Source organism: Synechococcus sp. JA-3-3Ab, assembly GCF_000013205.1.
Taxonomy (GTDB): domain Bacteria; phylum Cyanobacteriota; class Cyanobacteriia; order Thermostichales; family Thermostichaceae; genus Thermostichus.
Genome location: NC_007775.1, coordinates 2,656,807 through 2,677,528 on the forward strand (window position 1 = coordinate 2,656,807; position 20,722 = coordinate 2,677,528).

Here is a 20,722-nt window from a genome sequence, read left to right on the forward strand (position 1 = left end):
GCCGTCTCCACCTCTAGCTCCTCTCTCCCTTTGGGAGAAGAGCTGGGGGTGAGGGGTGCCTCTAGGAGTGCGTCTGATTGGCAGCCAGCCCCTCAAGAATAGGTGATGTCCGTCTGTCCCAAAGGGATTGCCTCCATCCCTGCCTCGGCCTCTTCCGCGCGCACCTCCTGCAAAAAGGCTTCGAGAGAAGCGTGGGCTTCCGCCTCCAGATCTGCTCCCCCTTCCGGCACCCAGCCCAAAAGCGGCAGGGGCAAGAGGGTGGACAGGTTGGTCAATAGCAGCAGCAGCCCCAGATGGCTGAAATCGCTCTCGGTTACCCCCAGCGCGTGCATGAGCAGGGATCCCAACTCTTGAGAGAGAAACCCCGCCAGGTTAAAAGCCGACATCAGCAAGGCGAAGAGGGTAGCTTCGATTCCCGGCGGGCAGAGGCGGGCAGCCAAGACCAACACCGGCATAAAGGCAATCTGCCCTGCCACCGTCAGCACCAGGCTATCCCCCAGACTAAACCAGTGATCGTCGATGCCCCAGGCCCGGTTGAGGTGATAGACCAAAATGAGGCTGGTTAGGCCCAGCCCTGCCGAGAGAACCGTCATCCAGCCAAATAGAGGCCGCAGCGGGATCCGCCGCAGATACACCTGAAAGATCGCCACCCCCACCAAGCTGGCGACGCTGGTAACCAGCCGCACCTGGCCTAAAAACCCCGGCCCAAAGCCGAGATCGCTGGTAAAAAAATAAAACAGGGCCACGTCGGCGCTGGGGGTTGCCTGCCAGATAAAGACAAACAACACCGGCAAGAGAATGCTGGGTTGCCGCAGCGCCCGCCACACCTGTCCCACCTGCTGCCGCAAGGGATCCCAGCCAAAGGAGCAGGCCACCGGCTGATCCACAATCACCCAAGCCGCCAGGGCGATCAGCAGCGGCAACAAGGCCGTCAGCCCAAACACCACCTGGGGGGGATAGTGGGCTAGGAGTGCCCCTCCGGCATAGGCCGTGAGCAGAGATCCCAGCGCCGTCGCCCCCCAGGACAAAGACTGCAGCGTGCCCGTCCCCGCCCAGTCGCTGCCGTGAACCCGCTCCACCACCAGCGAATCCACAATGACATCCCCCACCGCCACCGCCAGGGATCCCAAAACCATCCACAGCATCGCCAACTCAGCCGTTGGCGCCCACAGGGCCATCCCTAGCCAAGCCCCACACCCCAGCAGCCCGGAGAGCAAGAGGTAGGGACGGCGGCGGTAGCCTGCCAGCGGCAGCGTATCGGAGAGGAGGCCGTAAAGAGGCTTGAGGGTCCAGGGAATGACGGCAAAGCCCATCAGCGCCGCCGTCTGCGCCGGCCCCAGGCCCAGGCTATCCTTCAAGTAAAAACTGGTGGCCAGCCGCGCCAGCCCCACCGCCCCCTGCACAAAGTACACCAGCAGGATCCCGATCAGTTCCGGCGTCCAGCAGATCTCTTGCAGGGGATCCAAAGTGGATCGGCGCAGCTGTTGCAGCAGGAGGTGAAGCATGGGCAATCTTGTCCTTGTCGCTTCCTGTCTTGGCCGTTGTCCCGTAGGACTGCTCTTGCAGCATTGTCTTGCCGCAACAATAGCAACAGCAGGAAATGAGAGTTAAGAACTTCTTTACAGTGTAACCTGCTCAACTGTAACCTGCCCAACCGGCCCACGGCTGCGATCCTCCAGACCCCCGCCTGTCAAGGCGCCGGCGGCACTTCTGTAGAGATTCCAAGCCGTGAGCTGCCTCGGGCGAACATGACTGACAATGCGAGGGATCCTTTTTTGAACTGCTCATGAGCTGGCAACGCCCCGATGGTCGCACGGCTGCCCAATTGCGCCCGATTTCCTTTCAGCGCCACTTCACCCGCTACGCTCCGGGCTCAGTGCTGGTGAAGTTTGGCGATACCCATGTCCTCTGCACCGCCAGTGTGGCCGAAGAAGTCCCCCCCTTTTTGCAGAACACCGGCCAAGGCTGGCTGACAGCGGAGTACCGCATGCTGCCCACCGCCACCCAACAGCGCCAGCCGCGAGAGACGCTAAAAGTCTCAGGCCGCACCGCCGAGATCCAACGGCTCATCGGGCGTAGCCTGCGCGCCGCCTTGGATTTCCACAAGCTGGGATCCCGCACCATCACTGTCGATGCCGACGTCCTGCAGGCCGATGGCAGCACGCGCACCGCCGCCATCACCGGTGGCTATGTGGCCCTGCACGACGCCATCACTTGGCTTTACAAACAGGGGCTGCTGGATCCGGCGCAGGGATCCCCCTTGCGGCAGCAGGTGGCAGCCCTTTCGGTGGGGATCGTGCGAGGCGAGGTGCTGGTGGATTTGTGCTACGAGGAGGACAGCCAAGCGGAAGTGGACATGAACATTGTCATGAACGAGCAGGGAGCCTTGATCGAGATTCAGGGCACCGCCGAAGCCGGCTGCTTCGACCGCTCGCAACTGTTGCAAATGTTGGATATGGCCCAGGCCGGCATCCAAGAATTGCTCCGGGCCCAGCGAGAGACTCTAAACTTGTAGCCGACGGGATTGTTGCAGCCGCGAGCCCAGCCTGAGCCTTGCAGCGGTTCCGGTCGGGCGGCTGCTGGTAGGGTTCCCAGAGTTCTGCCTTTGACACTCCCACCCAGGGGATTCTTACGCAGCCCAAAATGGACTCGCGAAGGCGCTGTCAAGACACCCCTAGACAGTCCTTTGAGGCATAACCTCAAAGTTCTGCTTACTTCGGACTGAAGTTCCTCCAGGTTAGTTATTGCCGCGCCGGTTTTGCACCGCAGTAGGTTGTTTTCCTGGAGAAGCTCTATATAACCTATATAACAAAGAAGCAACTAAAGTGGCTCAAGGGCTTTTTCGCCCCGCACTCAAGTACGGGGCTACCAAGCTATCCTCTTGTGTTTCTTTTTGGTAAAGAGACGATAATGAGATGAAGCAGCCGTGAATCACGGCTGCCTCTGCAAGCTTGGGTGTGTGGCCGAGGTGAATCCCTGCGCATTTGGACTGCAGAGGCTGGCCGGGAGGATGTCCCATGTCCCATTTTGTGTTTGCAGCGGGGGAACTGGCGCCCCTGCTCCGGCAGCAAGGTCGGCAGTTTAGCACCGGCTATCTGCACCTCCACCTCAAAGGGGGGGATCCCGCCGAGGGCACGGAGCCTTGGGTGCTGACCTACTACTACGGCAGACTGCTCTTTTCCGCCGATCAGCCCCTCAACCCTCAGATCCTGCTAAAGCGCCTATCCCGCTTTATTCCCCGCCTCAACTTGGAATGGTCGCAGCGGGCTATCCGAGTGCTGCAGGAGCGGCTGATAAAAGACAACTCCCTGCCGGAACTGCTAGAGGCCATCGCCCAGTTGGGCCTGATCAAGCCAGGTGAGCTGGAAGACGCGCTCTGGCTCAACCTGCTCACCGATTTCGATCGCTATCTCTTTGAGCGGGCAGGCACCTGTTCCTTTGAAGTGCAGGAACGGGTTGCCCAAGAGGCCCCCATTGGCGGGTTTGAGTTGGAGCCGCTGCTACAAGAAGCGGCTCGCCGCCACGATCGCTGGGCGGAGTTGCGGGTGGCCGTTCCCACCATGCTGGCGGTGCCGGTGGTCAACTGGGATCGGGTCAACCGCTATCGCCTTACCGACGAACAGCGGCAAAAGCTACACGCCCTCACCAAAGATGGCCAGTCGCTAGAGGCCATTGCCAAGAAGCTGTGTCGGGATCGGCTGGAGGTGGCCGGCCTTTTCGCTGCCTGGGCCAAAAAAGGTCTGGTGAGCCTGCAAACGCCCCCAGAACTGCTGCAGGCTAAGCGCCACGCTCCCACAACCCTCTTGGCGGTGGACGACAGTGTCGTGATGCAAGAAATCCTGCGGCAGTACCTATCCAAATATCACGTGATCACAACGGGCAACCCCGCCGAGGTGCTCCCCCTTTTGTTTCAGCACCGGCCTCACCTGTTGTTGATGGACATCGCCATGCCCGGGATCGACGGCATAGAACTCTGCCGCATTGTGCGTAGCCTGGAAGAGTTCAAGTCTCTCCCTATCCTGATGGTTACCTCGCGGGATAGTTTGCTGGATCGCATCCGCGGCAAGTGGTCGGGAGCAACCGGCTACCTGACCAAGCCTTTTAGCGAAAGCCAGCTCGTCGCCGAGGTGGAGCGGCTTTTGGCCCAGGCCCAGCAGCAAGAGCACACCCCCTACTCTCCCCGAGGAGCCAAAACCAACCCGCCCAGCCCATGGCGGGGATCCCCTGCCCCCCTTGGGGATCAGGCCAAAGCTTAGAAAGCGGGCCAAGGAGGCCGAAACTATGTTTACGGGTCTGGTGCGCAGTTTGGGTACAGCTCAGTTGATCTCCTCTTCCCAAATACGGGTTATCTGTCCAGAGCTACAGCCGCAGTTGGCTTATGGCGACAGCGTGGCAGTGGACGGCCTCTGCCTGACGGTGGTGGAGATCCTGCCCGATGGCTTTTTGGCCGATGTCTCGCCGGAAACGCTGCGGCGCTCGGTCTGGGGCCAGGGATCCGGCCCGCGCACCGTTAACCTCGAGCCGTCCCTGCGGGTGGGAGACAAGCTGGGGGGGCATTTCGTCAGCGGCCATATCGATGGGGTGGGACAACTGTGGGAGCAAGCGGCCACCGGCAACGCCTGGGAGCTGAGCTTCAAGGTGCCGGCGGAGATCGGTCGCTACATCGTGCCCAAAGGCAGCGTGGCCGTCAACGGGGTCAGCCTGACCGTTGCCGAGGTGCGCCAGGGGGGCTGCTGGTTCAAGGTGGCGGTGATCCCGCAGACCTACCGCGAGACCAACCTCTCCTTGCTGCAGGTGGGGGATCCGGTGAACGTGGAGGCGGACATGCTGGGCAAGTATGTGGAAAAATTGTTGGGCCTGGCTCCGCCGGAGAGCGGCCTTTCTCTGGAGTTTCTGGCCGAGCACGGATACGTTTAAGTCCCTAGCGGATCTTTGCCCATCTCATGATTCAGCCGGAAGAAGCCGAACGCCTGCGTGGCGTGACCGTCTATTTGATTGGCATGATGGCCAGCGGCAAGTCCACCCTGGGAGCTGAGCTGGCCGCCCAGTTGCGCCGCCCCTTCTTCGATACCGATGCCCTGGTGGAGCAGGTGGCGGGCTGCTCGATTGCCCAGATCTTTGCCGAGCAGGGGGAGGCCCACTTCCGGGAGCTGGAAACCCAGGTGCTGGCTCAGCTCAGCGGCTACACCCGCCTGGTGGTTGCTACGGGGGGCGGCATCGTGCTGCGGCCCAAAAATTGGAGCTACCTGCACCACGGCCTCACCGTTTGGCTGGATGCGGCCCCTGAGCTCATTTGGCAACGCCTAAAGCGGGATCCTGGCCAACGGCCCCTCTTGCAAACCCCCGATCCCCAAGCTGCCCTGCAGAGGCTGATGCAGGAGCGAGAACCCTTCTACGCCCAGGCCGACGTGCGGGTGCCCATCCATTCAGAAGCCAGCCCGTCCCAGTTGGCGGAACAGGTTTGGCAGGCCATTTGCGCCCGCCTGCGAGCCCAGCCGCCTTGCAACCGATAAAAAAAGGGATCCGCAAACCTCTGGGATCCCTAGACTTGCCAGGAGCGGATCCCTGGCAAGGGGCAGGCAACGATTCCTTAGAGCGCGTTGCCGCGGGGCAGGACTTCCTCGGGGAACTCAAAGCGCTCGTGCGGCTGGTCCTGCGGCGCCATCCAGGCCCGAATCCCCTCGTTGAGCAAAATGTTCTTCGTGTAGAACGTCTCAAACTCAGGGTCTTCCGCCGCCCGCGTCTCCTGACTGATAAAGTCATACGCCCGCAGGTTCAGCGCCAACCCCACCACACCAATGCTCGACATCCACAATCCCGTTACCGGCACAAACAACATGAAAAAGTGCAGCCACCGCTTGTTGGAAAACGCTATCCCAAAAATCTGGCTCCAGTAGCGGTTCGCCGTCACCATCGAGTACGTCTCTTCCGCCTGCGTCGGCTCAAATGCCCGGAACGTGCTCGCCGCTTCCCCATCCTTGTAGAGCGTGTTCTCCACCGTCGCCCCATGGATGGCACACAGCAGCGCTCCACCCAACACGCCGGCCACCCCCATCATGTGGAACGGGTTCAGCGTCCAGTTGTGGAACCCCTGGAAAAACAGCAAAAACCGAAAAATCGCCGCCACTCCAAAGCTGGGCGCAAAAAACCAACTGCTCTGCCCCAGCGGGTAAATCAAAAACACGCTCACAAACACGGCAATCGGCGCGCTGAAGGCAATGGCGTTGTAGGGCCGCACCCCCACCAGCCGGGCAATCTCAAACTGCCGCAGCATAAAGCCAATCAGGCCCAGCGCCCCATGGAAGGCCACAAAGGTCCACAGCCCGCCAATCTGGCACCAGCGGGTAAAGTCCCCCTGGGCTTCCGGGCCCCACAGCAGCAGCAGGCTGTGCCCCATGCTGTCGGCGGGGGTGGACACGGCCACCGTCAAAAAGTTGCACCCCTCCAGGTAGGAGCTGGCCAACCCGTGGGTGTACCAAGAGGTTACAAACGTGGTGCCGGTCAGCCAGCCGCCCAGGGCCAAATAGGCGCAAGGAAACAGCAGCAGCCCCGACCAGCCGATAAACACGAATCTGTCGCGCTTGAGCCAGTCGTCGACGATGTCGAACCATCCTCGCTCCTGGCGCGCGCGCCCTACTGCGATGGTCATAGGACAATTTTCTCCAGAAAAAGACAACCAACCAAAAATGCAGTGCAGCACCGCCCCCAGCATTTCTGAGCGGCACCGCCCTTCTATCTTACGAAAAATTAATAAATTGCAACACTTCTCAGGATGAGGCTCTGCCCCAGCTTGGCCGGCACAGGGATCCCTTGTGTTTTAGGATGGGAAGGGTTTTGCCGGGATCCGCTTGCCTCAGCAGGACGAGGGTCATCGCAACACGGAGGGCATTGTGGTGCAAGCCAGGATTTTGTTTGCAGCGGCGGAGGCTGCCCCCATTGCCAAGGTGGGGGGTATGGCGGATGTGGTGGGATCCCTGCCCGTCGTTTTGCGCAAGCTGGGGCAGGATGTGCGCATCATCATGCCCCTGTACGGGTTTCTCTGGGACAAGTTCGGCCCGGAACCGGGGCAATACCCCCGCTCCAAGGATCCCATCTGGTCTAAACAGGTCATGGGGCAGGTGGCCGATATTTACGAAAGCGTTTTGCCCGGCACCGATGTGCCCCTCTACTTGGTCAGCCACTATTGTTTTGCTCCCCACCGCATCTACTACGGCGAGGACGAGTTCTGGCGCTTTACTTTTTTTGCCAACGCCGTGGCTGAATTTGCCTGGACCTACTACCCTTGGAAACCCAACATCATCCACTGCCACGACTGGCACACCGGCATGATCCCGGCCTGGATGCACCAGGCTCCCGACATCGGCACCGTCTTTACCATCCACAACCTGGCCTATCAGGGGCCTTGGCGTTGGCAACTGGAACGCATGACCTGGCTGCCCTGGTATTTTTCCGCCCACAACACCATGGCTGCCGGGATCCTCTACGCCGACCAAGTGAATACGGTTTCGCCCACCTACGCCATGGAGATCCGCACCAGCCTCCATGGAGAGGGCCTCCAGGATCTGCTGGCCTGGAAAGGGGAGCGCCTGCGGGGGATCCTGAACGGCATCGACACCGAGAAGTTCGATCCCCGCACCGATCCCGCTCTCGAGGCCAACTTCAGCATCGACGACCTCAGCGGCCGGGCGGTGAACAAGGCGGCGCTCCAGTCTCGCTTGGGTTTGACCGTTAACCCCGACGTGTTCTTGATGGGCATGGTAGCGCGTTTGGTGGAACAAAAGGGGATCGATCTGCTTATCCAAACCCTGGATCGCTTTTTGGCCTATAGCGATTCACAATTTGTCTTGCTGGGCAGCGGGGAAGCCTACTACGAGGGGCGGATCCGGGAGATGGCCGAGCGGCACCCGGGCAGAATGGCCTATCAACAGGGTTACCAGCCGCAACTGGCTCAGTTGATCTATGGAGGAGCAGACGTCTTTTTGATGCCCAGCCGCTTTGAGCCCTGTGGCATCAGCCAGATGATCGCCATGCGCTACGGCTGTGTGCCCATTGCCCGCCGCACGGGAGGGCTGGTGGATACGGTCAGCCATCACATTCCCAGCAAGGGGATCGGTACGGGCTACTGCTTTGATCGCTACGAAGCCCTGGACTTCTACACCTGCTTGGCGCGGGCTTGGGAGGCCTTTCAGCACAAAGACACTTGGCAGGCGCTGCAAAAGCGGGGCATGGCCACCGACTTCAGTTGGCAGCGCTCGGCGCTGGAATACCTGCGCCTGTACGAGCTGATTATGAACTTGCCGCTGAGGCCGGAAAAGACCTCCTCTGAGAATCAGCCCGCCCCCACTTAGCTCTACTCCGTCCAAACAGCCAGCCTCCCAGCAACTTCTGGCTGAGGGGATCCCTGAGCTGCGGCGGAGGCACCCAGAGTGAGATAAAGTAGAACGGGTTAACGAGGTTTTGAGGACTGCCTGCCAATGTTCGGACGACGTCCCGCTGTTATTGGCCAAGGTCGGCGCCAAGACGCCACTGTCCAAGGGCTCAACTTTCTGCGCCGTTCTTGGGCGCGGTTGGCTTTCGGCTTGTTGCTTGGCCTTGTCCTGGGCGTCGGCTCGACTCTCTGGGCCACGGCTCAAGAGCTGCCCCCTGGCCAGCAGCTCATTCCCAACCCGCAGCAGTTTCGGGCCCTAGAACAGCCCAACAATGCCCTCAGCGTGTTGCGGGCTGAACAACTGGCCGCCGAAGCCGATGCCGCCATCCAAGCGCAAAACTACGACCGGGCCATCGAGCTGCTGCAACAGGTGTTCAACGCCTACAACCAGCGCTCCAACTACCACCAAGATCTCTCCCGGGCTTTTGCCGGGATCCAAAACCGCATCTCCGAAGAGCAGCGGGAGCTGGCCCGCGTTGCCGCCCAGGCCCGAGATGAGGCTGCCTACGATCTGGCCGTGGTCTATCGGGCTGCCGGGCGCCCCGAGGAGGCCGTAGCCTGGCTGATTCAGGTCATCAAGAGCCAGACCCCAACCCGGGAGCTAGGCACCCAGGCCTACCAGCAGCTTCTGGAGATCGGCTTCGTCAGCACCCCCTTCCCCTAGCGCTCCTCTCCCAGATGCCGGTAGAAAGCCAGCGCTGTTTGCCCGTAGGCCCGCTGGTCAAAGCGCAGCAGGGATCCCACCTGGTCGGGCAGCTCGTGGCTGCTGCGGTGCTCGACGATCAAAGTTCCGCCTGGCTTGAGGAGGGGCGGGATCAGCGGCAGCAGGGGGGCATACAGACCCGCCTCGTAGGGGGGAGCAAAGTAGACGTAATCAAAGGGATCCAAACCCAAGCCTCGGCTGAGCAGCTTGCGGGCATCTCCCTGGATGACCTGGAAAGATTGCCCCGGCTGCGCCACCTTGGCCCAGTTGGCTCGGATGATGCGACAGGCAGGGGCGGCGATCTCGATCCCGGCCACGAAGGCCGCCCCATGGCACAGGGCCTCTGCCCCCACTGTGCCGGCTCCACAGCAGAGATCCAGCCAGCGACAGCCCTCCACCTGCCCCCGCAAGATGTTGAACAGGGCCTGCCTCACCCGCCCAGGGGTGGGTCGAGTGCCCAGGCCGGCAGGGGTCTGCAGCGCTCGTTTGCCGCTGATACGCAGGCCCATTAGTGTTAGGGGGAGGGAGTCGGTGTAGGCAACTGGCCGGTTAACCCGCTGCGCTGGGCGGCACGATCCCGTTCCATCTGGATCTGCTCCACCAAAGCTTCAGGCAACTGGGCAGCAGCCTGCAGGGCTTGGTCGAAAAGGGGAACTGCCTCCCGGTCTTGGCCCTTGGCAACCAAAATTTGCGCCTTGAGGTAGTAGAGCTCAGGGTTGTTGCAGGAAGCAGCAATGGCCCGCTCCACCGCCTCCAGCGCCTCGTCAAAGCGTTTCATATCCCGATAGGCCAGGGCTTGGCCGCGGTAGGACAAATAGTCAGGCGCTGCCAGGCGAAATTGATTCAACGCTTTCTCCCGATAGGTCAGCAGCAAATCCATATAGCCGTTGAGGAGATTCAGCTCTGGGTCGCTGCTGTCCACGGCCTGGGCGGCCCGGATGGACGCAAACAATTGATTGAGGGTGGGCAATGCCTTGGGCAGCCCGATCACCACCCCCTCCCGCACCACAGTGTTGGCCGCCTCCAGCCCATAGCCCACGCCCTCATACAGGTTGCCGCGCAAGGGATCCGTCTTTTTCAGCTCGGCAGCCACTTGTCGGGTTTGGGTGGCCAACTGGGCAAAAGCATCCAGATCCCCCTCCTGGTAGGCCAGCGCCGCCAACAGGGCATAGACCATTGGCTCGTCGGGGGAAGCTTTCTTGGCTATTTCCAGCTTCTCTCGGCTCTGGGTGTAGCGGCCTGCGCAGAAAAACTCCTCAAACGCCGCAGCCACCTCAGGGCTGATGGGGCGGGCATTGGCCCCGCTGCGAAAAGGATCCTGCGCCCAAACCGGCAAGGCGGATCCCCACACCCAACACAGGATCCCTGCGAGCTTGGCCCCTCTGCCGAACTTGTCGCTTCTCATCCCCTGGCCTCAGCACCCACTACGAACTTTTAGCGAATCGACGCGTCCTTGACCTGCTCTTCAGCGCAGCATTTGCGCAATCGCAGCAATGGCTGCGTCCTGAACCAACTCATTGGTCTCGTGGGCCAGGAGAGCGTGCAAGGGATCCAGGGCGCGCGGATCCCCGATTTGGCCGAGGGCGCGGGCTGCCGCCTCCCGCACCGCCGGTTCGCCGTCAGAAAGCTTGGTCAGCAAAGCCGGCACCGCCTCAACTGCACGCATTTGACCCAACTGATAGATGGTTTGCAGTTGGGCCTCAAGAGGGGTTGTCGCAGCTGTAGGAACAGAGCCGTACACAGAGATGCCAGGAGAGTAGCCGTAGGAGCCCCGGCCCGCCATGGCGATGGCCGAAAGGGCCTGCAACGCCTCTAGGGCATGATACCGCTCTGCCTCGTTCATATGCGGCAATTGGGCCACCAGGTTGTCAAAGGCTTGCTGTACAGGGTCAGCAGCCGCAGCCTGTTGGACAATGCGAGCAAGGTTTTGGTCGGCCCGCATCTGTTGCCAAGACTGGAGCATCGCCAAGCCGGCAACCACCAAAGCAGCATCGGCCAAAACAGCCAGCAGTGCCATCCCGCCCCAAATCTTGCTGCGACGGCTGAGCTTTCGCATCTGCTTATCCAGGTAGACGAAAGCCTGGTGCTGCCGCTCCCAAAAGTCAGGGGCCACCTGCAGAGTTTGGGCGCTCAGATCAGGAGACAGAAGGTTTTCCTCGCGGGCCACCTCCAAGCTTTGCAGCCTCTGGTTTAGGCGAGAAAAGTGTTTCGTCCAGAGCCAAGTAAACATCAGATCCCATCCTCTCTCCGAGCCTGCCAATGGAGCCAAATCTCCCTGACACAGCAATCTAGGGACTCGTGCTTGCATCCGTTAAGCGACAGGATAACAAAAGCCTCGGCCCCCCACCACCCGCTCTCGAGCGAAAAAGCGCAGCGCGGAAGCAAGCCATGGCTGCGGTGAAGCGCTCGGTGGTGACCCCCCCATAGACAGCCGCCCGCACCTTAGGCAGGCGGGAGCATAATCCGCTCCGAAAGACCTAGGAACACCGGGTACTGAGCACAGCCGAGCACCGTTCAGCGCTGCATCGAGATCGTCATCCTTCTCTAAGCGATCTTTCTGGCAACGAAGCAATTTTCGGCCCGGCGGCATTTCCCGCCGGAGCAGCATCGCGTTTGCGCCAGCAGACTGTGGGCCCTACGCAGTTGGCTGGACGGACAAAACAACCTGTCTTGTCCACTTCCAGTTCCCCAAACAGAGGATTCCCAGGGGCAACCGAATCCTGGCAGATTCCTTACAATCTACGCTCAGATCAGCTCGCTTACCGGGAAGCGATCCAGCAGTTTTTGGGCTTTGCGAGCGTTTTCCCGCAACTCGGCTGGCAGATGGGGTATGTAGGGAATCTGGGAGAGCAAATCCAGCGTGCGGCGAATCAGGCGCACAATATCCCCAGCATCCAGGTTGGTGCTGGCCTCTAGCTGTTCCCAAGGGATCCCTTGCGCCCAGTGTTCCACGATCCCGGCCAAGCCAGGCTCAAACCCAATCGGCACGTGAAACACCTGGTGTTGCCGCTGGCTGCGGAACAGTTGCCGCCGCAAGCCTCGTAAGCCATGCAGCACATCCTCGACTAGCCCGGAAGTACGCAGCCGGCTGTAGGTACCCGAACGGGGAGGCTCGGCCACCAGGGCAGCGATCACCCCAGCGAAGTGATGGGGAGCACAGCCTAGACATTCGCCAGATAGCAAAGCCAGCGCCAGCCAGAGCTCGTTATCTCCCCGCAGAGCGGCTACCACCTCTCCGCTGGCGGTAGGTTGATACTCCCGCAAACAGTCGAACTCCTGCAACACCCCCACCAAGGCCATAAATTGCTGCCAGCGCAACTCCTGTACCGAGTCGCTTTGCCGCTCCAGGTGCTGCAGACGCTTGCGCAGGCGCTGGCGCTTTTCCTGTAAACCCAGCAGCTTTTTCCCAACCCTGTGGGCAGGGTTGGCGCGGATGCGGGCTTCCAGGGCGCGGATCTTTTCCTCTTGGGCTTGGATGTGGGGAAAGGCCAATAGGCGCAGGGTGGGATCCGGCTCGGCTTCTCGCTGTTTGAGCAGGTAGCGCAAGATGCGCCGCTCTTCCCGCCGTTGCGCCTGCATTTTCTCGTAGCGGGCGATATCTTCGTCGGAAATCCCCTCCAGGAGGCGGTCAATTTCCTCCAGCTCGGCGCGGGTGTGCTGGAGCTCCTGTTGTTCGGGCAGCTTTTGCAGCGAGAGCAAATACTGGCCAAAGCTGCGGTTAATGAGATCCCGCGCCGCCTCCAGAGAATGCTTTTGCAGCAGGTTCAGCACCATGCCATAGGTGGGAGTAAACTGGCTCACCAGGGGATCTGCTCCCGCAGTGGCCAGCCGCGCCGCCTCTTGCGCCCCTTCAAAGGGAGATTGCAAGGTCACCACATGCCCGATCACATCTTTGCCCCGTCGTCCGGCCCGGCCCGACATTTGCATAAACTCAGAGGCAGTCAGGAGGCGATGGCCGTTGTCGGTGCGCTTGGAGAGGGAGGAAATCACGGTCGTGCGGGCGGGCATGTTGATCCCGGCGGCCAAGGTCTCGGTGGCGAAGACCAGCTTCACCAACCCCTGCTGAAAGAGGTGCTCCACCAGGCCCTTCCAGGCGGGCAACATGCCGGCATGGTGGGCGGCAATCCCCCGGTAGAGGGCATCCAGTTGATCCCGACGCACGGCTTCCGGCGTTTCCCGGCAAAAGCGGTCGATCTGCTCGGCCAACTGCTGCCGTTCTGCCTCGCTGGCGATCAAGTCCAAGTTCCCCACGCTGGCCACCGCCAGGTCGCAGCCTTTGCGGCTGAAGATGAAATAGATGGCCGGCAACATGTCCCGCTGGCGCAGGTTTTCCACCACCTGCACCATATCCGGCACCCCCCCATAGGAGGACTGGCCGGACTTGGGGAGTTTGCTTTTTAGGCGGCGATTGCAAACCCACTGGCCCGACTCCGTTTGTTCCAGCAGGGGGAACAGCCCTTTGCGATTGGCAAAGTGAAATTGCAGCGGCACCGGGCGATGGCTGGAGTCGATCAGTCGCGTGGGGCCATGCACCTGGTTCATCCAGTCGGTGAGCTGGTCGCTGTTGGCCAGCGTGGCCGAGAGGGCAACAAGCTGGATGTGGGCAGGGCAGTAGATGATCGCCTCTTCCCAGACGGTGCCTCGCTGCTGGTCGTTCATGTAGTGGCATTCGTCCAGGATCACCGCCTGCACGTCTTGCAAGGGATCCCGGCTCAGGGCCTCCGCCTGCTCCCACGCATCCATCTCGCTGGCGTAAGCCCCCTGTTGGACAGCCAGAGAAAGCGGCGTGCCGTAGAGCATGTTGCGGAAGATCTCGGTGGTCATCACCAAGATGGGCGCCTCCCGGTTGATGGAGATGTCGCCGGTGAGCAGGCCAACCCGCTCTGGGCCAAATTGCTGGCCGAAATCGCGAAACTTCTGGTTGGAAAGAGCCTTCAGAGGAGTTGTATAAAAAACCCGCTTGCCTTGGGACAAGGCCCGATAAATAGCATATTCTCCGATCAGCGTCTTGCCGGATCCCGTAGGTGCACAGACTACCACCGATTCCCCAGCTGCTAGAGCTTGAATCGCTCGGATTTGAAACTCATCCAGCTCAAAAGGGAAAAGCCTGCGCAACTCGTCCAGCAAGTCGGTTGCCGGGGAGAGAAGCGGGTTCATGGGATCCGAAAAGTCATCAGAAAACAACCTAAAAGCTAGCCACCTCGCTGCCGCTTGTGTGTTATATCTCCCAGGATACAAGCTTAATCCGGGTGTTGGCTCGGGGCTGCGAGTCTTGCCGCTGGGGGAGACCCAAGCCTGGGCAATGCTAAAATGAGGTGCCGTCGCCGGGTGCCATCGTGCTGGTTGTAATCGACAACTACGACAGCTTTACCTATAACCTGGTGCAATACCTGGGGGAACTGGGGGCACCGATGCAGGTTTTTCGCAATGACGAGATCTCAGTGGCCGAGCTGCGCCAGATGCAGCCGGAGGCTGTAGTCATCTCGCCGGGGCCGGGACGACCAGAGGATGCCGGCATCTCGCTGGAGCTAATTCGGGAGCTGGGGCCAGAGTTGCCCATTTTGGGTGTCTGTCTGGGGCACCAGTGCATCGGCCAGGTCTACGGTGGCCAGATCGTGCGCGCCCCTGAGTTGATGCACGGCAAAACTTCGCTGATCTACCACCAAGGGGTGGGGGTATTTGAGGGGCTAAGCCGGCCTTTTGCGGCCACCCGCTACCACAGCTTGGCCATCGAGCCCTCCACCTGTCCTGAAGAGCTGGAGGTGACGGCTCAAACGGACAGTGGGATCATCATGGGGATCCGCCACCGCCGCTACCCTCACGTGCAGGGGGTGCAGTTCCACCCAGAAAGCATTTTGACCACAGAGGGCAAGCGCCTGCTAGGCAACTTTCTGCGCCTGGCTCGGCACCATGGTTCGGGATCGCCCCAGCCGGCGGCTGCCGTCGTCGCGTCAGGGATCCCGTGCCCATGAAGCGTCGCCAACTTTTGCAAGCCAGCGCCGGCCTGCTGGGATCCCTTGCCGTAGGGGGTCAGCGGGCGGGTGCTCAAACAGGGGGATCCCTGGAGTTCACCCCCCAGAGCCTGCAACTGACCTGGCTGCACCACAGTTGCGTTTTGTTCGAGGGGGAGGGCAAGCGCTTTCTGGTCAACCCCTTCCGCCCGGCGGGCTGTACAGCCGGCTACCCTGCTCCCAGCGTTGCTGCCGATCTGGTGCTGCTCAGCAGCCGTCTCCTGGACGAAGGGGCTTTGGACGTGGTGCCGGGCAACCCCAGGGTGCTGTTTCAGCCGGGGGACTACTTCATCGACGGGATCCGCGTGCAGGGGGTGCGCATGCCGCGGGGCCCCCGCTTTGGCCTCAACGTGGGCTGGCGCTGGCGCATGGCCGGGATCGACATTGTCCATTTGGGAGGGGCACTGCAGCCCATTGGCCGGGAACAGTCCATCCTGCTGGCTCGCCCTGACCTGTTGCTGGTGCCGGTGGGGGGTGGGCCGAAAAACTACGATCCCGCCGCAGCCAAGGCGGCCATCGAAGCGCTGCAGCCCAAGTTGGTCATCCCGACTATGTACCGCACCGCCGCCGCCGAGGAGTCCCAGTGCGAGCTGCAGCCTCTAGAAGCGTTTTTGCGCCTCTTTCCCGCCGCTGCCGCGCAACCTGCCCTCAGCAACCCCTTGCTGCTCTCGGCCCAGGCCCTGCCCAGCCAAGGGATCGCCATCCTGTTCTTTGAGGAGTAGGGCCATGAGGCGCAGGCGGTGGGCTGTAGGTGTCGGGTTGGGATCCCTGCTGCTAGGCGGTCTGGGGCTCTATGGGTACAGCTTGCCGGCAGATCCCCAGGCTCTGGCCACTGCCAACCCGCTGCGGCTGCAGTTGGCCCTCTGGCTGGGGAAAGACGCCAACGCCGTTGAGGAGCGGGGCAAGACGGCTCTGTTCTTCGTAGAAAGCGGCCTCAACACCCGCCTTTTGCTGGCTGCCGGGGCGGATCCCAACCGGTTGGATCGCGGCGGGGCCAGCCCCCTGCACCAGGCTGCCCGCCTGGGCAACGCTGAGGTCACCCAAGCCTTGCTGGAGGGAGGGGCTGACGTCAACGCCTGCTTCGGGGCCGGCGGCTTGGCCCTGCATTTTGCCGCTTGGTCGGGCAACCCTGAAGTGGTGCGGCTGCTGCTGGAACATGGCTCTGAGATCGACGAGCCGGACGGCTACGGCCTCACCCCTTTGCAAATTGCCCAGGACATGCGCCGCTGGGAAGCGGCGATTCTGCTTTCCCAATGGCCCCGCCCCAACCATAAGGACAATCCCTGAGCCAGCCCTACCACCCCAGCACCCAGGCGAAGATCAAAGGCGCCACGATGGTGGCATCCGACTCGATGACGAACTTGGGCGTGTCGACCCCTAACTTGCCCCAGGTGATCTTCTCGTTGGGCACCGCCCCCGAGTAGGAGCCGTAGCTGGTGGTGGAGTCGCTGATCTGGCAGAAATAGCCCCACAGAGGGATCCCCTTGCGGCCCAGGTCTTGGTGCAGCATGGGCACTACGCAGATGGGAAAATCCCCGGCAATGCCGCCGCCAATTTGGAAGAAGCCGATGGAGCACTCTGCCGAGGTGCGCGTGTACCAGTCCGCCAGGTGGATCATGTACTCGATGCCCGTGCGGACGGTATGGACATGGCGGATCTCGCCGCTGATGCAGTGGGCAGCGTACATGTTGCCGGTGGTGGAGTCCTCCCAGCCCGGTACGTAGATGGGCAAGTCGGCCTCCATGGCCGCATAGACCCAAGAATCCCGCGGATTGATCTGGTAGTAGGGCTCCAGCCGGCCGCTGCGCAGGATGCGGTAGATGAACTCGTGCGGGAAGTAGCGCTCCCCCGCCTGATCGGCAGCCGTCCACTCTTCCAGCAGAGCTTTTTCCAGGCGCCGCATCGCCTCTTCTTCGGGAATGCAGGTATCGGTTACCCGGTTCAGGTGCCGCTCCAGCAGCTCCTGCTCCTGCTGCGGGCTGAGATCGCGGTAGTGGGGCACCCGCTCGTAGAAGTCGTGGGCGATGAGGTTAAAGATGTCTTCCTCCAGGTTGGCGCCGGTGCAGGAGATGGCGTGCACCTTGTTCTGCCGAATCATCTCGGCCAGAGAAAGGCCCAGCTCTGCCGTGCTCATGGCGCCGGCCAGGGTCACCATCATCTTGCCGCCTTTCTCCAGGTGAGCAGCGTAGCCCTTGGCGGCATCCACCAGGGCGGCGGCGTTGAAGTGGCGAAAGTGATGCTTAAGAAATTGGCTGATAGGACCTTTGGCCACTGCTTCTGCGGTTATCATGGTTGAGTTTCTAAGCAAGGCGGGTTCGCCTTCCCAAGGCACAGACTTCGTATCATAGCCAAACCTAAGAGCGCTGGCAAGCTTTTAGGGATCCCTTCAACCTTTTGTTTTGGACATTGCCGGCATGGCCATTGCTCTAGAGTACGTTCGCGAGATCTACTATCGGCCGCTGCTGCAGTTGGTGTACGAGGCGCAAACGGTGCATCGGCAGCACCATCCGCCTGGCCGGGTTCAACTCTGCGCCCTGGTCAACATCAAGTCGGGCCGCTGCCCGGAAGACTGCGCCTATTGCCCCCAAAGCGCCCGCTACTCGACAGGGATCGAGACCTACCCCTTGATCTCGCTGGAGTCGCTGCGTCAGCAGGCCATGGCCGCCCAAAGGGCCGGCGCCACCCGGCTGTGTATGGGCGCTGCCTGGCGGTCGGCCCCGGCAGGGGAGGCGTTTGAGCGGGTGTTGGAGATGGTGCGCCTGGTGCGCAAGCTGGGGATGGAAGCCTGTGTCACCCTGGGGATGGTGTCGGCTGCCCAGGCGCAGCAATTGGCGGCGGCGGGTCTGACGGCCTACAACCACAATCTGGACACCTCGCCGGCGTTCTACCCCCGCATCATCACGACGCGCACCTATCGGGATCGCCTGGAGACACTGGCCCATGTGGCGGCAGCCGGCCTGCAGATCTGCTGTGGCGGCATTGTCGGCCTTGGGGAAAGCGACGAAGACCGCATCGGCCTGCTGCACGTTCTGGCCAACCTGACGCCGCCCCCCACTTCAGTGCCCATCAACGCTTTGGTTCCCGTGGCCGGCACGCCCCTAGGCCAGCTTCCCCCGCCCGATCCGCTGCTGCTGGTGCGCACCATCGCCACGGCCCGCCTGCTGCTGCCCACCGCCCAGATCCGGCTCTCGGCAGGGCGAAAAAACCTGTCCGAGAGCGAGCAGGCGTTGTGCTTCTTGGCGGGGGCCAACTCCATCTTCACCGGGGAAAGGTTGCTGACCACGCCCAATCCGGGCCAGGCTGCCGATGCGGCTTTGCTCGAGAAGCTGGGCCTGCAACCTCTGTAGAGGCATCTCCCCTTGCCCTTTCGGGATCCCTGCTTGTAACAATCTTTGCAGAAAATCGAACCCTCTTAACCCTGTCGGCAGCCATGCCAGAATGGTGGCGACAGTGTTCTTCAGGGTTGTCACGTCGGGTTCATGTCTCCTGTCAGCACTGCCGAGCCCCTTGCCGAAGTCCAATCCCCTGAGGCGGCTGCTGCTTCTCCTCCCCAGCCCTTGCCGGGGGAGACTGGGGAGCCGTCAAGGGGGGGGTTCTTTTGGGGATCCCTGCGGCGCTGGTGGTCTCGCTGGAAACAAAAGCTGCGCCTGGAGACCCAGTTGCTCTTTGTGGCCACGCTGGTGGTCTCGCTGGTGGTGAGCAGCTTCACCTTCTGGGCCGTCAGCACCGTGCAGCAGGATGCGCGCTTTAACGAAGCCCGCTTTGGCCGGGATCTGGGGCTGCTGTTGGCGGCCAATGTCGCCCCCCTGATCGCAGAAGATCGCATTGGCGAAGTGGCCCAGCTGTCGCGGCAATATTTTGAGAGCACCAGCAGCATTCGCTATTTGCTCTATGCCGACCCGGAGGGGAACATCTACTACGGGATCCCGTTTTCCAACCAGGAGGTGAAAACCTCCCTCAGCCTTACCCGTCGCATCCAACTGCCGGACAACCGCCCGCCTGCCGAGGGTCAGCCGCTGGTGCGCACCCACCTCACCCCTGCCGGGCGGGTGACGGACATTTTTGTCGGCATCTATCATCAGGGCCGCTTTTTGGGCACCCTCGGCCTTGGCATCAACCCCAACCCCGCCCTCGTGCGCTCGACGCAACTGGCGCGGGAGGTCGCGATTGGAGTGTTCTTGGCGGTGTGGGTTCTGGCCATCCTGGGAGCCGTGGTCAACGCCCTCACCATTACTTACCCCATCAAAGCACTGGTCAAGGGCGTCCAGGAGATCACCAAGGGCAACTTCAAGCAGCGCATCGACCTGCCCTTTGGGGGAGAGCTGGCCCAGCTCATCGACAGCTTTAACGAGATGGCGGAGCGGCTGCAGAGCTACGAGGAGCAGAACATCGAAGAACTGGCCGCCGCCAAGGCCAAGCTGGAGACTTTGGTTTTCTCCATCGTCGATGCCGCCATTTTGCTGGACGCTGAGTTTCGCGTACTCTTGCTCAACCCGGCGGCTTCCCGCATGTTCGGCTGGGAGGGCGAGCCTGTTTTGGGCAAGCCCTTGCCGGAGCTGTTGCCCGAGGATCTGCGGCAGCAGTTGGCCCGCCCCCTGATGCAAATTGCCCGCGGGGATCAAGAGGCAGAGGAAATTCGCGTCAACCTCAGCGGCCCCACCAAGCGCGTCATCCGCATCCTGCTGTCGCCGGTGTCGGATCCGCGGCGGCAAAACCTCAAGGGGATCGTGATGACGGTGCAGGACATCACCCGCGAGGTGGAGCTCAACGAGGCCAAGGCCCAGTTCATCAGCAACATCAGCCACGAGCTGCGCACCCCACTCTTTAGCATCAAGTCCTTCATCGAGACCCTCTACGAGTACGGCGAGCAGATGTCGCCAGAGGAGCGGCTGGACTATCTGGAAATTGCCAACCGCGAAACCGATCGCCTCACCCGCCTGGTCAACGATGTGTTGGATTTGTCCCGTCTGGAGTCGGGGAAACAGTACCACTTCGAGGCTGTCGATATTGCAGCGGTGATCGAGCAAACCCTGCGCACCCACCACCTGCAAGCCCGCGACAAAGGGATCCAGTTGCGCAAGTTCGTCGATCCGGATCTGCCCCTGGTGTGGGGCAACTACGATCTGCTGCTGCAAGTGATGACCAATCTCTTGGGCAATGCCCTCAAGTTCACGCCCTCGGGAGGGCTGGTGACGGTGCATGCCCACCCGGTCGTGCAGGCGGATGGATCCCCGCAGGCGGTGCGGGTGGCGGTGGCCGATACGGGCATCGGCATTGCCCCGGAGGATCAGGAGCGGATCTTCGACCGCTTTTTCCGGGTGGAGAACCGCGTCCACACCCTGGAGGGCACCGGCCTGGGCCTGGCCATCGTGCGCAACATCCTGGAGAAACACCACACCCGCATCTGCCTGGAAAGCAAGCTGGAACAGGGATCCACCTTCTGGTTCGACCTGCACCTCTACACCGAAAACGGGCCGCTGGAGTTTGCCGCCCAGCCAGGCGAAACGGATCCCCCCAGTTGCCGCTGGCGGGAGGACTCCCGTCACACCCATCAATCTTGAGGAGCAGAAATGGACAGCC

At 61.7% G+C, this 20,722-nt stretch carries 18 protein-coding genes; 11 read left to right on the top strand and 7 right to left on the bottom strand.

Features of this window, described 5'->3' with window-relative positions; genetic code table 11:
- Positions 1 to 92: 92 nt before the first annotated feature.
- Complete coding sequence (locus CYA_RS12370; RefSeq protein WP_011431426.1) at positions 93 to 1,505, bottom strand: folate/biopterin family MFS transporter; 1,413 nt, start codon at positions 1,503 to 1,505, stop codon at positions 93 to 95.
- A 281-nt stretch (positions 1,506 to 1,786) separates the two neighbouring features.
- On the opposite strand from CYA_RS12370, the gene rph reads away from it, so the two are divergent.
- The 4 genes from rph to CYA_RS12390 all read left to right on the top strand — a co-directional run bounded on the left by rph (position 1,787) and on the right by CYA_RS12390 (position 5,513).
- Positions 1,787 to 2,515, top strand: a complete 729-nt coding sequence (gene rph / locus CYA_RS12375; protein ID WP_011431427.1) for a ribonuclease PH — start codon at positions 1,787 to 1,789, stop codon at positions 2,513 to 2,515.
- Between the two features lie 502 nt (positions 2,516 to 3,017).
- Positions 3,018 to 4,256, top strand: a complete 1,239-nt coding sequence (locus CYA_RS12380) for a response regulator (protein ID WP_011431428.1) — start codon at positions 3,018 to 3,020, stop codon at positions 4,254 to 4,256.
- Between the two features lie 25 nt (positions 4,257 to 4,281).
- Positions 4,282 to 4,917, top strand: a complete 636-nt coding sequence (locus CYA_RS12385; RefSeq protein ID WP_011431429.1) for a riboflavin synthase — start codon at positions 4,282 to 4,284, stop codon at positions 4,915 to 4,917.
- 26 nt (positions 4,918 to 4,943) lie between these two features.
- Positions 4,944 to 5,513, top strand: a complete 570-nt coding sequence (locus tag CYA_RS12390) for a shikimate kinase (protein WP_011431430.1) — start codon at positions 4,944 to 4,946, stop codon at positions 5,511 to 5,513.
- 77 nt (positions 5,514 to 5,590) lie between these two features.
- Here CYA_RS12390 and psbD read toward each other — a convergent pair whose 3' ends face one another.
- Positions 5,591 to 6,649: a photosystem II D2 protein (photosystem q(a) protein) gene (gene psbD / locus CYA_RS12395; protein WP_011431157.1), complete on the bottom strand. Its 1,059-nt coding sequence runs from the start codon at positions 6,647 to 6,649 to the stop codon at positions 5,591 to 5,593.
- A gap of 304 nt (positions 6,650 to 6,953) precedes the next feature.
- On the opposite strand from psbD, the gene glgA reads away from it, so the two are divergent.
- Complete coding sequence (gene glgA / locus CYA_RS12400) at positions 6,954 to 8,348, top strand: glycogen synthase GlgA (protein WP_049749844.1); 1,395 nt, start codon at positions 6,954 to 6,956, stop codon at positions 8,346 to 8,348.
- Between the two features lie 126 nt (positions 8,349 to 8,474).
- Positions 8,475 to 9,092: a hypothetical protein gene (locus CYA_RS12405; protein ID WP_011431432.1), complete on the top strand. Its 618-nt coding sequence runs from the start codon at positions 8,475 to 8,477 to the stop codon at positions 9,090 to 9,092.
- Here CYA_RS12405 and rsmD read toward each other — a convergent pair.
- The 4 genes from rsmD to CYA_RS12425 form a co-directional block, all read right to left on the bottom strand.
- Positions 9,089 to 9,640, bottom strand: a complete 552-nt coding sequence (rsmD, locus tag CYA_RS12410; protein WP_011431433.1) for a 16S rRNA (guanine(966)-N(2))-methyltransferase RsmD — start codon at positions 9,638 to 9,640, stop codon at positions 9,089 to 9,091. The two genes, CYA_RS12405 and rsmD, sit on opposite strands and share 4 nt — an antisense overlap.
- Before the next feature lie 5 nt (positions 9,641 to 9,645).
- A complete protein-coding gene (locus CYA_RS12415) occupies positions 9,646 to 10,536 on the bottom strand; it encodes a Sll0314/Alr1548 family TPR repeat-containing protein (RefSeq protein WP_011431434.1) in 891 nt (296 codons plus the stop codon).
- A gap of 60 nt (positions 10,537 to 10,596) precedes the next feature.
- Positions 10,597 to 11,361: a HEAT repeat domain-containing protein gene (locus CYA_RS12420; RefSeq protein ID WP_228375357.1), complete on the bottom strand. Its 765-nt coding sequence runs from the start codon at positions 11,359 to 11,361 to the stop codon at positions 10,597 to 10,599.
- A 515-nt stretch (positions 11,362 to 11,876) separates the two neighbouring features.
- Positions 11,877 to 14,288 carry a DEAD/DEAH box helicase gene (locus tag CYA_RS12425; protein ID WP_011431436.1) on the bottom strand — a complete coding sequence of 804 codons (2,412 nt, stop codon included), beginning with the start codon at positions 14,286 to 14,288 and terminating at the stop codon, positions 11,877 to 11,879.
- Between the two features lie 179 nt (positions 14,289 to 14,467).
- Between CYA_RS12425 and CYA_RS12430 the strand changes: the two genes are divergently transcribed.
- Genes CYA_RS12430 through CYA_RS12440 form a run of 3 tightly spaced genes read left to right on the top strand, consistent with a single transcriptional unit; the run spans position 14,468 to position 16,429 of the window.
- Positions 14,468 to 15,103 (top strand): anthranilate synthase component II, encoded by a 636-nt coding sequence (locus tag CYA_RS12430; protein WP_011431437.1) that lies wholly within the window; start codon positions 14,468 to 14,470, stop codon positions 15,101 to 15,103.
- Positions 15,100 to 15,864 (top strand): MBL fold metallo-hydrolase, encoded by a 765-nt coding sequence (locus CYA_RS12435; protein ID WP_041438624.1) that lies wholly within the window; start codon positions 15,100 to 15,102, stop codon positions 15,862 to 15,864. The genes CYA_RS12430 and CYA_RS12435 overlap by 4 nt, the downstream gene beginning before the upstream one ends.
- A 4-nt stretch (positions 15,865 to 15,868) precedes the next feature.
- Positions 15,869 to 16,429, top strand: a complete 561-nt coding sequence (locus CYA_RS12440; RefSeq protein ID WP_011431439.1) for an ankyrin repeat domain-containing protein — start codon at positions 15,869 to 15,871, stop codon at positions 16,427 to 16,429.
- A gap of 7 nt (positions 16,430 to 16,436) precedes the next feature.
- On the opposite strand, the gene CYA_RS12445 is transcribed toward CYA_RS12440, so the two are convergent.
- Positions 16,437 to 17,414 (bottom strand): deoxyhypusine synthase family protein, encoded by a 978-nt coding sequence (locus tag CYA_RS12445; protein WP_099834974.1) that lies wholly within the window; start codon positions 17,412 to 17,414, stop codon positions 16,437 to 16,439.
- Between the two features lie 142 nt (positions 17,415 to 17,556).
- On the opposite strand from CYA_RS12445, the gene bioB reads away from it, so the two are divergent.
- Positions 17,557 to 18,489, top strand: coding sequence for a biotin synthase BioB (bioB, locus tag CYA_RS12450; protein ID WP_011431441.1), 933 nt, complete (start codon positions 17,557 to 17,559; stop codon positions 18,487 to 18,489).
- A gap of 132 nt (positions 18,490 to 18,621) precedes the next feature.
- Positions 18,622 to 20,703 (top strand): HAMP domain-containing sensor histidine kinase, encoded by a 2,082-nt coding sequence (locus CYA_RS12455; protein ID WP_071813535.1) that lies wholly within the window; start codon positions 18,622 to 18,624, stop codon positions 20,701 to 20,703.
- Positions 20,704 to 20,722: the final 19 nt, after the last annotated feature.